General features: G+C 48.1%; 13 protein-coding genes. 8 read left to right on the forward strand and 5 right to left on the reverse strand.

The features are described 5' to 3' along the window. Positions 1–100 precede the first annotated feature (100 nt). Positions 101–667 carry a DUF2889 domain-containing protein gene (locus IEW74_RS04050; protein ID WP_188661881.1) on the forward strand — a complete coding sequence of 189 codons (567 nt, stop codon included), beginning with the start codon at positions 101–103 and terminating at the stop codon, positions 665–667. An 88-nt stretch (positions 668–755) separates the two neighbouring features. On the opposite strand, the gene IEW74_RS04055 is transcribed toward IEW74_RS04050, so the two are convergent. Together IEW74_RS04055 and IEW74_RS04060 are read right to left on the reverse strand one after the other, a co-directional pair. Continuing rightward, the gene (locus tag IEW74_RS04055) at positions 756–1,073 is read right to left on the reverse strand and encodes a ribbon-helix-helix domain-containing protein (RefSeq protein ID WP_188661883.1); all 318 of its coding nucleotides are present in this window, start codon (positions 1,071–1,073) and stop codon (positions 756–758) included. Positions 1,074–1,199: 126 nt separating this feature from the next. Next, positions 1,200–1,478 carry a BolA family protein gene (locus tag IEW74_RS04060; protein ID WP_188661885.1) on the reverse strand — a complete coding sequence of 93 codons (279 nt, stop codon included), beginning with the start codon at positions 1,476–1,478 and terminating at the stop codon, positions 1,200–1,202. Between the two features lie 208 nt (positions 1,479–1,686). On the opposite strand from IEW74_RS04060, the gene IEW74_RS04065 reads away from it, so the two are divergent. From IEW74_RS04065 to IEW74_RS04085, 5 genes are all read left to right on the forward strand, one after another. Beyond that, a complete protein-coding gene (locus tag IEW74_RS04065) occupies positions 1,687–2,064 on the forward strand; it encodes a helix-turn-helix domain-containing protein (protein WP_188661887.1) in 378 nt (125 codons plus the stop codon). Positions 2,065–2,205: 141 nt separating this feature from the next. Next, entirely contained in the window at positions 2,206–2,793 is a 588-nt protein-coding gene (locus tag IEW74_RS04070; RefSeq protein ID WP_229734230.1) for a J domain-containing protein, read from the forward strand. A 15-nt stretch (positions 2,794–2,808) separates the two neighbouring features. Beyond that, entirely contained in the window at positions 2,809–3,807 is a 999-nt protein-coding gene (gene cobS, locus IEW74_RS04075; RefSeq protein ID WP_188661889.1) for a cobaltochelatase subunit CobS, read from the forward strand. Beyond that, on the forward strand, positions 3,807–5,657 hold the full coding sequence (locus IEW74_RS04080) for a cobaltochelatase CobT-related protein (RefSeq protein WP_188661891.1): 1,851 nt from the start codon (positions 3,807–3,809) through the stop codon (positions 5,655–5,657). The genes cobS and IEW74_RS04080 overlap by 1 nt, the downstream gene beginning before the upstream one ends. Positions 5,658–5,659: 2 nt before the next feature. Continuing rightward, entirely contained in the window at positions 5,660–6,550 is an 891-nt protein-coding gene (locus IEW74_RS04085; RefSeq protein ID WP_188661893.1) for an esterase-like activity of phytase family protein, read from the forward strand. A 79-nt stretch (positions 6,551–6,629) separates the two neighbouring features. Here the strand turns inward: IEW74_RS04085 and rpmB are convergent, their stop codons facing one another. Beyond that, the gene (rpmB, locus tag IEW74_RS04090) at positions 6,630–6,923 is read right to left on the reverse strand and encodes a 50S ribosomal protein L28 (RefSeq protein WP_188661895.1); all 294 of its coding nucleotides are present in this window, start codon (positions 6,921–6,923) and stop codon (positions 6,630–6,632) included. 327 nt (positions 6,924–7,250) lie between these two features. Here rpmB and IEW74_RS04095 point away from each other — a divergent pair, with 327 nt between their 5' ends. Together IEW74_RS04095 and IEW74_RS04100 are read left to right on the forward strand one after the other, a co-directional pair. Next, positions 7,251–7,580, forward strand: coding sequence for a DMT family transporter (locus IEW74_RS04095; RefSeq protein ID WP_188661897.1), 330 nt, complete (start codon positions 7,251–7,253; stop codon positions 7,578–7,580). A gap of 399 nt (positions 7,581–7,979) precedes the next feature. Beyond that, the gene (locus IEW74_RS04100; RefSeq protein ID WP_229734231.1) at positions 7,980–9,848 is read left to right on the forward strand and encodes an alpha/beta fold hydrolase; all 1,869 of its coding nucleotides are present in this window, start codon (positions 7,980–7,982) and stop codon (positions 9,846–9,848) included. A gap of 68 nt (positions 9,849–9,916) precedes the next feature. Here the strand turns inward: IEW74_RS04100 and IEW74_RS04105 are convergent, their stop codons facing one another. Both IEW74_RS04105 and IEW74_RS04110 read right to left on the reverse strand, forming a co-directional pair. After that, entirely contained in the window at positions 9,917–10,495 is a 579-nt protein-coding gene (locus IEW74_RS04105) for a hypothetical protein (protein ID WP_188661899.1), read from the reverse strand. Between the two features lie 197 nt (positions 10,496–10,692). Beyond that, positions 10,693–11,919 carry an NADP-dependent isocitrate dehydrogenase gene (locus tag IEW74_RS04110; RefSeq protein WP_188661901.1) on the reverse strand — a complete coding sequence of 409 codons (1,227 nt, stop codon included), beginning with the start codon at positions 11,917–11,919 and terminating at the stop codon, positions 10,693–10,695. Positions 11,920–11,972: the final 53 nt, after the last annotated feature.

The raw sequence follows: 11,972 nt of genomic DNA on the forward strand, positions 1-11,972 counted from the left end.
TCAACCCTATATGGGCCTATTCAAACTCTGTAATATCGAAATAGCTGTATGGCAAAACCGTACAGCTATCTCTTTTTGTCCCAGTAAAAGGAAATGTTTTATGCCTTTACCGACACCGGCAAAACGGACACATCAACATACCCGTCAAGTGACGTTTACAGGATATGAACGCGAAGATGGTTTGTTTGATATCGAAGGTCATTTGGTCGATACCAAAACCTATTCTTTTCCCAATCAGGACCGTGGCGTTATCGAGGCGGGCGAACCTATCCATAATATGCAATTGCGCATTACCGTGAACGAAGAGATGGTTATTCAGGATGTGGCGGCTTGTATTGATCATAGTCCGTTTAATGTCTGCGATACAATTACGCCGGCCTTTGATGTGCTCAAAGGCATGCAGATCGGTCCGGGATGGAATAAAAATGTGCGGGCAAAGCTGGGGGGCGTAAAGGGGTGTACACATTTGGTTGAAATGTTGGCACCACTGGCAACAGCAACTTATCAAACACTTTATCCGGCCCTGAAACGCCGCCGCGAGGCACAATCTGCGGAGGAACGTTTAAAGGATCGTCCGGCGATGATTGATGGTTGTCACGCAATGGACAGCGCCGGATCATTGGTGAAAGAAAGATGGCCGGAACATTATGTCGGGGATGAGGCATAAAAAAAGACAGGGCAAAATGCCCTGCACCAAAGTCATATAAGATAGACATTGCGGCCTGCCCCCATGCAGGCCGTTTTTGCTTTATGGGTTAGCCTGCTGCACGAAAAAGGTGGCGCAGGCCTTCGCTCATATCCTCTTGATCCTGAACAGGAATGTGATTGTCCTGTCCTGTATTTATGTGCACACCGTCAATTTGGGCCCGTAGATAGGACACGATAAATGCCCGAATGGCGGAGGTGCGGTTGGAACGGGGTTTATACGTACTGATCCATGTGCAAAGTGAATGGACATCGGTTTGTTCTTGCTGGCAAATCAGATCAAGGGCGGACCACATTTCCGGTTCTAATCTGAAGCTGGTGCGCTGTCCTGCCACAACAACGTTTCGGCTAATAAGTGATGGTAGCATTTTCTTCTCAACGGTTTTATGACGGTTTTTATTATTGTGACCTTCTTCATGCTAAAGTATGAGAGGCGGTATGCACCATAAAATGTAAAAAGACGATTGTCAATCCAACCTACATTTGTGGTAGGTTTAACGCGCATCGTACTCCTTTTGGGTAAGTGTCTTTAGAACCAGAGCATGAACCCGCTCTTTCATTTCTACAGCTAATACGTCATAAACCATACGTTGACGTTGCACGCGTGAAACCCCATCAAACTTGTCCGATACGATCAGGAGTTGGAAATGGCTTTCACCTTCTGGGTTTGCCCCGGCATGGCCGGCATGGCGGTAAGATTCGTCTTCAAGCTCCAGAATACATGGTGAAAATTCGCGTTCCAGCTTTTCTTTCATCATTTTTGCAACGGACATGAGAATTCCTTTTTCTAACTAATTGGTTGATTTTGTGTATTTAACCCGTACGGGACAGTTCAACTTATGGATTACGGAATGTAAGGCTTGATAACTTTTTTGCAATACTATACTAAGGAAGTATAACAAAAAGTATTAGGCTTGAGGGTCTTTTGAAAATTCGGGTGTTCTGAATTGTAAAGTTTTTGAGAATGGGAGCTATAAGCCGATGTCGGATATAGTAAACAAAAAAAGAGCGGATGATGTAGATCGGTTCGTCGGTGAGAAGATTAGAGAACGTCGTATTATGTTGGGCTTGACCCAGCAGGAATTGGCGAAAGGGATCGGTGTGACCTATCAGCAGGCGCATAAATATGAACAGGGTGTAAACCGTGTTTCCGCTGGTCGCTTGTTTGAGATTGCCCGTATGTTGAATACGCCGGTTGAATTCTTTTTCGATGGTGTTGGGGGTGAAATTCAACGTGAAGCCAACCCGCGCGAACGCATGGGGCTGGAATTGTCACGCCATTTTTCCCTGATCCGCAATGAAAAACATCAGGAAGCACTGTCCAGTCTGGCGCGTGCATTGGCCGAAGACCGACGCTAAAAGGCTCAAAATTAAATATCCGGTGACATTCGTTTGCACCGGATATTTTTTTGCCCCTTTTTCAAAACGCCCCGACTTGTTATAAACGGCCCTGTGTCCCATATCGGGATGGAAACAATGTCGATAACGGGTTTGATTTAAGTGTCGTTTAAAAATGATCTTCGCTTCAACAGCCGTTTCTGGGAAGAACCGGAAACCGAAATTGCGCCTGATGCCCCCAGATGTGCATGGCCCGACTGCAATGGCTTTGGTGAATTCAAGGCACCCAAATCGCGTGATGACCTGCGATCTTACCATTTATTTTGCCTTGAGCATGTGCGCGAATATAATCGGCGCTGGAATTATTACGAGGGCATGAATTCCGCCGATATCGAACGTGATATGCGCAAGGATTATACATGGGATCGTCCCAGCTGGAATTTTGGCACCTTTCGCAAAAGCCCCGGCGGGGGTGGTGGTTTTAAGGACGATTTTGGGTTTTTCAATGAAGATGGCAGTTTTAAACGCGAGCCTGAAGATGATTATGCACAGTTCAACCTGGAAGAACGTCAAGCCTTTGCCTTGATGGATTTAAAATCGGATGCGACCTTGCAGGAACTGAAATCGCGTTATAAAGTCCTTGTGAAAAAATATCACCCCGATGCCAATGGCGGCGATAAAGAGGCAGAAGAACGATTCAAAATTATCAGCCAAGCCTATACATTGCTTAAAAACGTTATCCTCGATTAACAAAGAAAAGAAATTATGACCGAAGTTGCAGGCAAGCAAGCCTTCCCCCTGAATGCACCCGATACGACCGTCAATGTTCGCGATACTTTTGGTATTGATGTGGATATGGATGTGCCCGCTTTTTCACAAGGCAATGAATATGTGCCGGATGTGGATCCAAGCTACCGATTTGACAAAGAAACCACACTGGCGATTTTAGCCGGATTTGCCCATAACCGCCGTGTGATGGTGCAGGGGTATCACGGGACGGGTAAATCGTCTCATATCGAACAGGTTGCCGCCCGTTTGAACTGGCCGTGTGTGCGCATCAATCTGGACAGCCATATCAGCCGGATTGATCTGGTGGGTAAAGATGCCATTGTTTTGAAGGATGGCAAGCAGGTCACGGAATTCCGCGAAGGTATTCTTCCCTGGGCGCTGCAACATCCCTGTGCGCTGGTCTTTGATGAATATGATGCCGGTCGCCCGGACGTGATGTTTGTCATTCAGCGTATTTTGGAAGTGGAAGGTAAATTGACCTTGCTGGACCAAAACCGCGTGATCCGTCCGCACAGCCATTTTCGGATGTTCGCAACGGCGAATACGATCGGTCTGGGCGATACCACGGGCCTGTATCACGGCACACAACAGATTAACCAGGGGCAAATGGACCGTTGGTCAATTGTGCAGACGTTGAATTATCTGGCCCATGATGCCGAAGTGGATATCGTGCTGGCAAAAATTCCGGCCCTTGATAACGCCGAAGGGCGTAAAAATGTCAGTGCGATGGTTGAATTGGCGGACTTGACGCGCCAAGGCTTTATCAACGGTGATATCTCAACCGTTATGTCACCGCGTACCGTGATTACATGGGCGGAAAATGCCGCCATCTTCAATAATGATCTGGCCTATGCGTTCCGCGTTACGTTCCTGAATAAATGTGATGAGATGGAACGTCCCGTTGTGGCTGAATTCTACCAACGTTGTTTTGATGTGGACCTGCCGTTAAGCGCAGCGCGTGTGGCCTTAAGCTGATGCAGGAAGAAACACGCGACCTTTTGAAACGGGTAACCACGGCGACTGTAAGATCATTTTCCGGCGAAGCGGAATTGATGGTCAATTACTCGCCGGGTGCCGCAAGTGTTTCCAAAATGGCAGTGCGTCTGCCGATGCCATCGCGTGGGGCCATATCTGCCAGTGATCTGGAACGTTTGCGCGGGACGGCGGATGCCGCCAGCTTGCGCCTGCGTTTCCATGATGCAAACCTGCACCGTGCCAAGATGCCAAGCGATGCAAATGCGCGCGAAGTCTTTGAACTGGTTGAACAAACCCGTGTGGAGGCTTTGGGCTCGCGGCGTATGAAAGGGGTTGCGCAAAATCTGCGGACCCTTTTGGATACGCGCTGCATGGAAAACGGCTGGGGCAATGCCTTAAATCGCGAAGATGTCCCGATGGCACAAGGCCTTGCCCTGTTGGTGCGCGAACGCCTGACCGGTGTGGATTTACCACCGGTGGCCCAGAAGGCCGCTGATATGTGGCGCCCGTTTCTGGAAGAACATGGCGAACATGTGCTGGATGAACTGGTTGCCAATGCGGATGATCAAAAAGCCTATAGCGATGCGGTCTATCGTTTTCTGGAAGAACTGGAACTGATGGAACCACCCGGTGGTGATCAGGAAGAAGAAGAAAATACCGGGGACAGCAACGAGGTTGAAGGCGAGGACAGTGCCTCTGATCAGGAATTGCAAAGTGTCGGGTCCAGTGGTGATACGGCAGATGATATGGATATGCCGTCAGCCAGTGACGATATGGGCGGCATGGACGCTGAAGAAGATCAGGACGGCGAAGAAGACGACAGCGAACCGGGTCAAGATGAAGAAAGCCCCGCCGGGCCAACGCGCCGCCCCAATTGGCTGGACCCGTCACAGGCCTTGGCAATTGATTATAAAGCCTATACGACCGAATTTGATGAAGAGATCGAAGCCGCAGATATGGCGGATGAAGAAGAGCTGGAACGTTTGCGTCGCCAGCTTGATATGCAATTGGCAAACCTGCAAGGGGTTGTCGCCCGGATTGCCAACCGTCTGCAACGCCGTCTCATGGCGCAACAACAACGGTCCTGGGATTTTGATCTGGAAGAAGGTTTGCTGGATGCGGCCCGTTTGGCACGGATTGTGGCAAACCCGACACATTCCTTGTCTTATAAATGGGAAAAAGAAACCGAGTTCCGCGATACCGTTGTGTCCTTATTAATTGATAATTCCGGTTCCATGCGGGGACGTCCGATTACGGTGGCGGCCATCAGTGCCGATATTCTGGCCCGCACGTTGGAACGGTGCGGGGTCAAGGTTGAGGTCCTCGGCTTTACCACACGGGCATGGAAAGGCGGAAAGTCGCGCGAAAAATGGATGTCGGAAGGCAAGATACCTAATCCCGGGCGTCTGAACGATTTGCGTCATGTGGTTTATAAACCGGCAAGTGTACCGTGGCGCCGGGCTAAAAATAATATGGGCCTGATGTTAAAAGAAGGACTGCTAAAAGAAAATATCGACGGCGAGTCTTTGCTATGGGCTTATAAACGCCTGATGATGCGCCCGGAAGAACGTAAAATTCTGATGGTGATCTCAGATGGGGCACCGGTTGACGATTCGACACTTTCATCCAATCCGGGCAGCTATCTGGAAGCACATTTGCGCGAAGTCATCGAATGGATGGAAACACGCACACCTGTGCAATTGACCGCCATCGGGATTGGACATGATGTGACGCGTTATTACCGAAATGCGGTGACACTCAGCAATCCGGAAGATCTCGGCGGCACCATTTTGCAAAACCTGGCGGATATGTTTGACGCGAAACTGGATCATATGCATCTCAGGGGATAAAAATGCGATACATTCTTTTTTTCATGTTGGTTTGGGCAATCCCTGCCGTAGCGGAACCCGTCAAGGTATGGAAAAAAGAGGTTCCCTTTGCGCCTTTTCAGACCGATCATATTAAATTGCTGTCTGTGACGCAGTTGGAAGCCGATAGCCGTGCGTTTGGCGGCCTGTCAGCTTTATTGAAAAAAGAGGGGCAACTGCTGGCGGTAAGTGATCGCGCCCACTTGTTTCAATTTAATCCAGATATGAGTCTGGTTGACATTGTGCCCTTGCTGGAAAAAAACGACGATGAACTGGACGGTGATCATCGTATTGATGCGGAAAGTCTCGCGGATGCAGGCGATGGTCTTATCTATGTTTCGTTTGAACGTGACGATCGCATTGTGCCTTATAATCTGGCTGGATATGTGATGGGGAAAGAACTGCCGCTTCCCAAAGAAGTTTATGATCTGCCTTTTAACGATGGGCTGGAAGCGATTGAAGTTTCTTCCGATGGGCGTCTGGTTATTGTCGCAGAAGGCCCAAAAGACGTGCCTGCCACCTTTTTATGGGTGCAGGATCCGGCAAAGACATGGCAGGCCTATAAACTTCCGCTTAGCGATGGTTTTCGCCCGACCGGATTGACGCGTTTACCGGATGATGAACGTATGGTGCTTCTGGAACGGTTTTACCGTCCTTTGCAAGGTGTTGCCATCCGTTTGTCGGTGTTGAACGTGGAAACCGGTCAACGTGAAAAGGTGCTGGCAACATTGCGTAGTCCCACGCCGCTGGATAATTTTGAAGGTATTATTGCCGAAAAAAATGAAAAGGGAGAGACGATTCTGAGCCTGATCAGTGACGATAACTACAGTCCTTTACAACGTACCTTGCTTATGAAACTTCTTTTGTTACGTTAAAATATAAAATCAAAACACAAAGAAGCCGCCACTTTTTCAAGTAGGCGGCTTCTTTGTAAACTGTAACTAAAAGGCTGAATTAAGCAGCTTTTTTAGTTTGAGCTTTTTTAACACGGCTTTTCAAACGGCGTGCTTCACGCGGCAGCTTGTCGGCTGCTGTGTCGAGCAAGTACGCATCCAGACCGCCTTTGTGTTCGATCGTACGCAGTGCAGAAGCACTAACGCGCAGGCCAACGGAAACGCCAAGGGCGTCGCTAACCAGAGTTACGTCTTGCAAGTTCGGCAAGAAACGACGACGAGTGCGGTTTTTAGCGTGGCTAACGTTGTTGCCAGTTTGAACGCCTTTACCAGTAAGTGAGCAGCGACGTGCCATAATACAAATTCCTCAATCTCATAAATACTGAAGGTGGGGCCAGACATAGTCCCGCCCTCAAGAGAGACCCGCCTTTTACGGAAAACAACTGCTCTCGTCAAGGTGAATCTGACTCTATTTATCAATAAAATTATTCTTTGTGGGAAAGCGGTCAAAAAAGCCGCCCGGCGCTGTGGTGCGGATGACTTTGTTAAATTCTGAATGAATTGATCCAAGGGGGTATCGCCGTGGCACACATTGATCTATTCATAAGCAATGGTTGCGTGTGTTGGCGAAAAACGTTTGTAAAAACTGTACACGCATTAACCCACCCATTGAGGTCTCTTTATGACATATGTTTATCTGGCGATTGCCATTCTTGCCGAAGTTATTGGAACCAGTGCGTTGAAAGCATCGCAAGAGTTCAGCCGATTTTGGCCCAGTGTAATTGTCGTGGTGGGCTATGGTTGTGCGTTTTATTTTATGACGCTGACTTTGCGTGTCCTGCCGATTGGAATCACATATGCCATATGGTCGGGTATTGGCGTTGTCTTGGTGACCTTATCTGGAATCGTCTTTTATAAAGAAATTCCTGACCTGCCCGCCATACTGGGAATCGGTTTAATTGTATCAGGTGTGATCCTGATAAATGGCTTTTCCAAGTCTGTGGGTCACTAAAAAATCATAAAAAATTCAATTCATTTTCATCAAAATCGAATGTTTTGATCTGAAGGCATGTTTGTCCTGCCACATCACGACTGTGATAAGTGATTGAAATATATAGAGCTATAAACCAATGGTTGTTATAGGTGGCTTGTATAGGTGTAGTATGCCTACATTTGTATAGGCGTATTTATACTTAATTGATACGCGATCACATTTGTGATAGCTCGCGCCCTGCTTTACAGGCATACATCGTATAAGATGCAGATACATCAATTACAAATTTAAAAATAACGCAAAAACCCTATCTGTAGTTATGGTGTTGGGTTTCTGGAAAGCTTTAATTAAGCCGCTGAAAAATCAGCATTATTCAGAACAACAAGAATAAAATAAACGCCAATAAGGGTAATAAACATGTGGAACTACAAACCGACTAAACATATGCCTAAAAATGCAGCCGCAAAGCCGTTGGCTTCCGCGTTCGACGGCAATACCGCCTTGTCAAATTACATGAACGGTATGCAACAGCTTTATAGTTTGCCCAACGCCGTGGCGAACCAATGGGTTGAGATGGTGCGTAATGTCAATTCTCCGGCTTCGAACCAAACCAAGGGATTGGAAGACAAAAAGGCACAGGACGAGAAGGTTAAACTGAATTCACCTTTCGTCGGGGGCGTTTCGCCGCAAGATATGGTGAAACTGTTTTCCAAAGTAGGCGGGCAAGTTATCTGTAAGCCAGCTGTGGTATTGGAAGAAACCAACAAGCTGGCAAAAGAGTTGACCGCAGCAGTCGCCAATCCTGAGGCACTGGAAGTGGAAAAAGGAGATCGACGTTTCCGCGATGATGCGTGGGATCGTAGCCCGATGCACAAGATGGCGATGCATGGCTATCTGGCATGGTCACGTGCGATCAACAATATGATCGATCATGTTGAACTGGAAGACAAGGATGTCCAGCGTGCGCGTTACCTGTCCTCGTTGGTGACGGATGCCTTATCCCCGACAAATAATCTGTTGAGCAACCCGGCAGCACTGGAAAAGTTACGCGAGAGCGGCGGTAAAAGCCTGATGGAAGGGTTTCAAAATTTTGCCAAAGATATCTCAGAAAATAATTGGTTGCCAGCTCAGGTGGACAAGTCAGCCTTTCAAGTCGGGGAAAATATTGCTGCCACCCCCGGTGATGTGATTTATCGCAACGATGTTTTGGAATTGATCCAGTATGCCCCGACGACCCCCTTGGTGCATGAACGCCCGATTATGTTTATCCCGCCTGTCGTCAATAAATACTATCTGTTGGATCTCGCGCCGGGGAAAAGTGCGGTGGAATATCTGGTCAACAGTGGCTTTCAGGTCTTTATGGTCAGCTGGCGTAACCCGACACGTGAACACCGTCATTGGGGACTGGATGAATATGTCACTGCATTGGAAGAAGGGATTGAGGCCATCCGTTCCATTACCTTGATGGACGAAATCAACCTGTATGCAGCCTGTACCGGGGCTATTCCGATGGCGGCCCTGTTGGGTTATCTGGCGGCGAAAAAGAAAAAATATGTCAAGTCGGCAACGATGGTTGTTGCGGTTCTGGACAGCAATGAGAAACAATCCCTTGGCTTGTTTGCCTCGAACGAAGCCATTGCAATGGCGAAGATGAAATCGCGTTATAAAGGTGTACTGGATGGTGAAGAAATGGGACGTGTCTTTACATGGATGCGCCCCAACGATCTGGTCTGGAACTATTGGGTCAATAATTACTTGATGGGTAAAAAACCGCCTGCATTTGATATTCTGTTCTGGAATAACGATTCCACCCGCGTCACTGCAAAACTACACGAAGACCTGTTGGATGTTTTCTCGCTGGATTTGTTGAAAGTTCCGGGCGGACTGACAGTCAAAGGCGAACCGATCGATCTGAAACAAGTCGATTGCGATATCTATATGGTCGGGGGGCAGACAGATCATATCAGCGTCTGGAAGGGATGCTTTAATTCTGCCAAGTTCTTTGGCGGTGACTCTGAATTTGTTCTGCATTCCAGCGGTCACGTTCAATCCATTATCAACCCGCCGGGCAACCCGAAGGCAAGCTATATGCACAATGCCAAAGGTGCCAAGACATCAGACGAATGGCTGGCGGGGGCAAGCAAGGCACAAGGGTCTTGGTGGGATCATTGGGCCGGTTGGCTGGGGACGCGATCCGGTGACGAAAAAGCGGCGCCTTATAAACTGGGCAGCAATCAGCATGCCCCATTAATGCGCGCCCCGGGGGCTTATGTTTTAGAAAAATAAATTGAATTTACCCAAACTCGACAGGGCGACTTTCGTGGTCGCCCTTTTTTTTTGAGGAGGGAAGGGAGTTAACGTTTTTGGGGTAAAGCGTATATTTTTTGAATTTGGCCTAAATTGTATAGGAGCCGTTTCCCTGCTATCTGAACGCCTTCCACCAATTTTTGTTCTGTTGTATCTGGTCGGATATGCATAAGGCCTTTGACTTCCAATAAAGGAACAGCGTGTATGTAATCGTATGAGTTTTGGACTTCTTCCTGACCATCGGTATGGCCGCTATAATTACGAAGGAGGCTGAGGTCATAGCTCACGAGACATGTTTTATGGGGATCCATCCCGCCAATGAGTTCCAAATGCAAAGTAAATGGGGCGGTGGAAGCTGTCGGATAATCACTGAGTTTTAATTCAGAGAGAAGCGGGGCGCGTAAGAGTTCGTCCGAGATACGACATTGTTGGTTGACATGATTGTGGACGGAAACGCTGAAGGCTTGTTTCTGCGTCAAACGCATGAGAAAGCCGACATGACCGAATATCTGGATATGTCCCTGGTAGCTGTCTTCAGAGATGACAAAGCTGTTTTCTGCGTGTGAGGATGTAAAAAGACCTGACAATAAGAAAACAATAAAGGAGAGAGTATAAAGTCGTGTCATATAAAAACGTCTTTGCCTCACATGTTCATTTACAACCATTCTATCATATATCGTGCAATTTGGACGATAGATCAGTCAGTTGAAAAGAGTTTTTTTCATTTCAGTTTAAAACGGTCTTTTCTGGTTTATGATTAAAACAAAATAAGCTTGGCTGTAACACCAAGCTTATTCTGGATTTAATTTGTAATGTAACGAGATTAACCCGGACGGCGGGCCATTTTGTCTCTCAGGTTTGCATCAATATGATCAAGGAATTGCTGGGTTGTACACCAGGATTGATCGGGGCCGACCAATAAGGCCAAGTCTTTGGTCATATGGCCGCTTTCAACCGTTTCAATACAGACTTTTTCCAGATCTTCGGCAAAACGTTCAACGGCTGGAGTGCCATCAAATTGACCACGGAATTTCAAAGCCCGTGTCCATGCAAAGATGGAGGCAATCGGGTTGGTGGAGGTTTCCTTGCCTTCCTGATGCATGCGATAGTGACGGGTGACGGTGCCGTGGGCGGCTTCGGCTTCAACCGTTTGCCCATCCGGTGTCATAAGAACGGAGGTCATCAGACCGAGGGAACCGAACCCCTGTGCGACCGTATCGGATTGCACATCCCCATCGTAGTTTTTACAGGCCCAGACGAAACCGCCTGACCATTTCATGGCGCAGGCAACCATATCGTCGATCAGGCGGTGCTGGTACATGATGCCAGCCCGTTCGAACTGTTCTTTGAATTCGGTTTCATAGACTTCTTCGAAGATGTCTTTGAAACGTCCATCGTAGGCTTTCAAGATGGTGTTTTTGGTGGACAGGAAGACAGGCCAGCCCAGTTCAAGGCCGTAGTTCAAGCAGGCGCGGGCAAAACCGCGAATAGAGTCATCCACGTTATACATGGACATGGCCACGCCGGAACTTTCAAATTCATAAACCGTATGGGTGATGGCTTCACCGCCATCGGCGGGTTCAAACGTCATGGTCAGTTTGCCGGGACCGGGAACGCGCATGTCAGTGGCTTTATACTGATCGCCAAAGGCATGGCGACCAATGACAATCGGGCTGGTCCAGCCGGGGACAAGGCGCGGGACGTTTTTACAGATAATCGGCTGGCGAAAGACGGTGCCGCCGATAATATTACGCAATGTGCCGTTGGGCGATTTCCACATTTTTTTCAGGCCGAATTCTTCCACGCGGGCTTCATCCGGGGTGATGGTCGCGCATTTTACACCGACACGATGTTCCTTAATGGCGTTGGCGGCATCAATCGTAACCTGATCATCGGTTGCATCGCGGTTTTCCATGCCGAGGTCATAGTATTTTAAATCGACATCGACATAGGGAAGGATCAGTTTGTCTTTGATGAACTGCCAGATAATGCGGGTCATCTCGTCGCCGTCGAGTTCGACGATCGGATTTTGGACCTTAATTTTGCTCATGTGCGATATCTCCTGGAGGAACAAGGATGGACGACAGCGAAGTCTCCCATGTC

This window comes from Terasakiella brassicae (assembly GCF_014641495.1).
Lineage (GTDB): Bacteria > Pseudomonadota > Alphaproteobacteria > Rhodospirillales > Terasakiellaceae > Terasakiella > Terasakiella brassicae.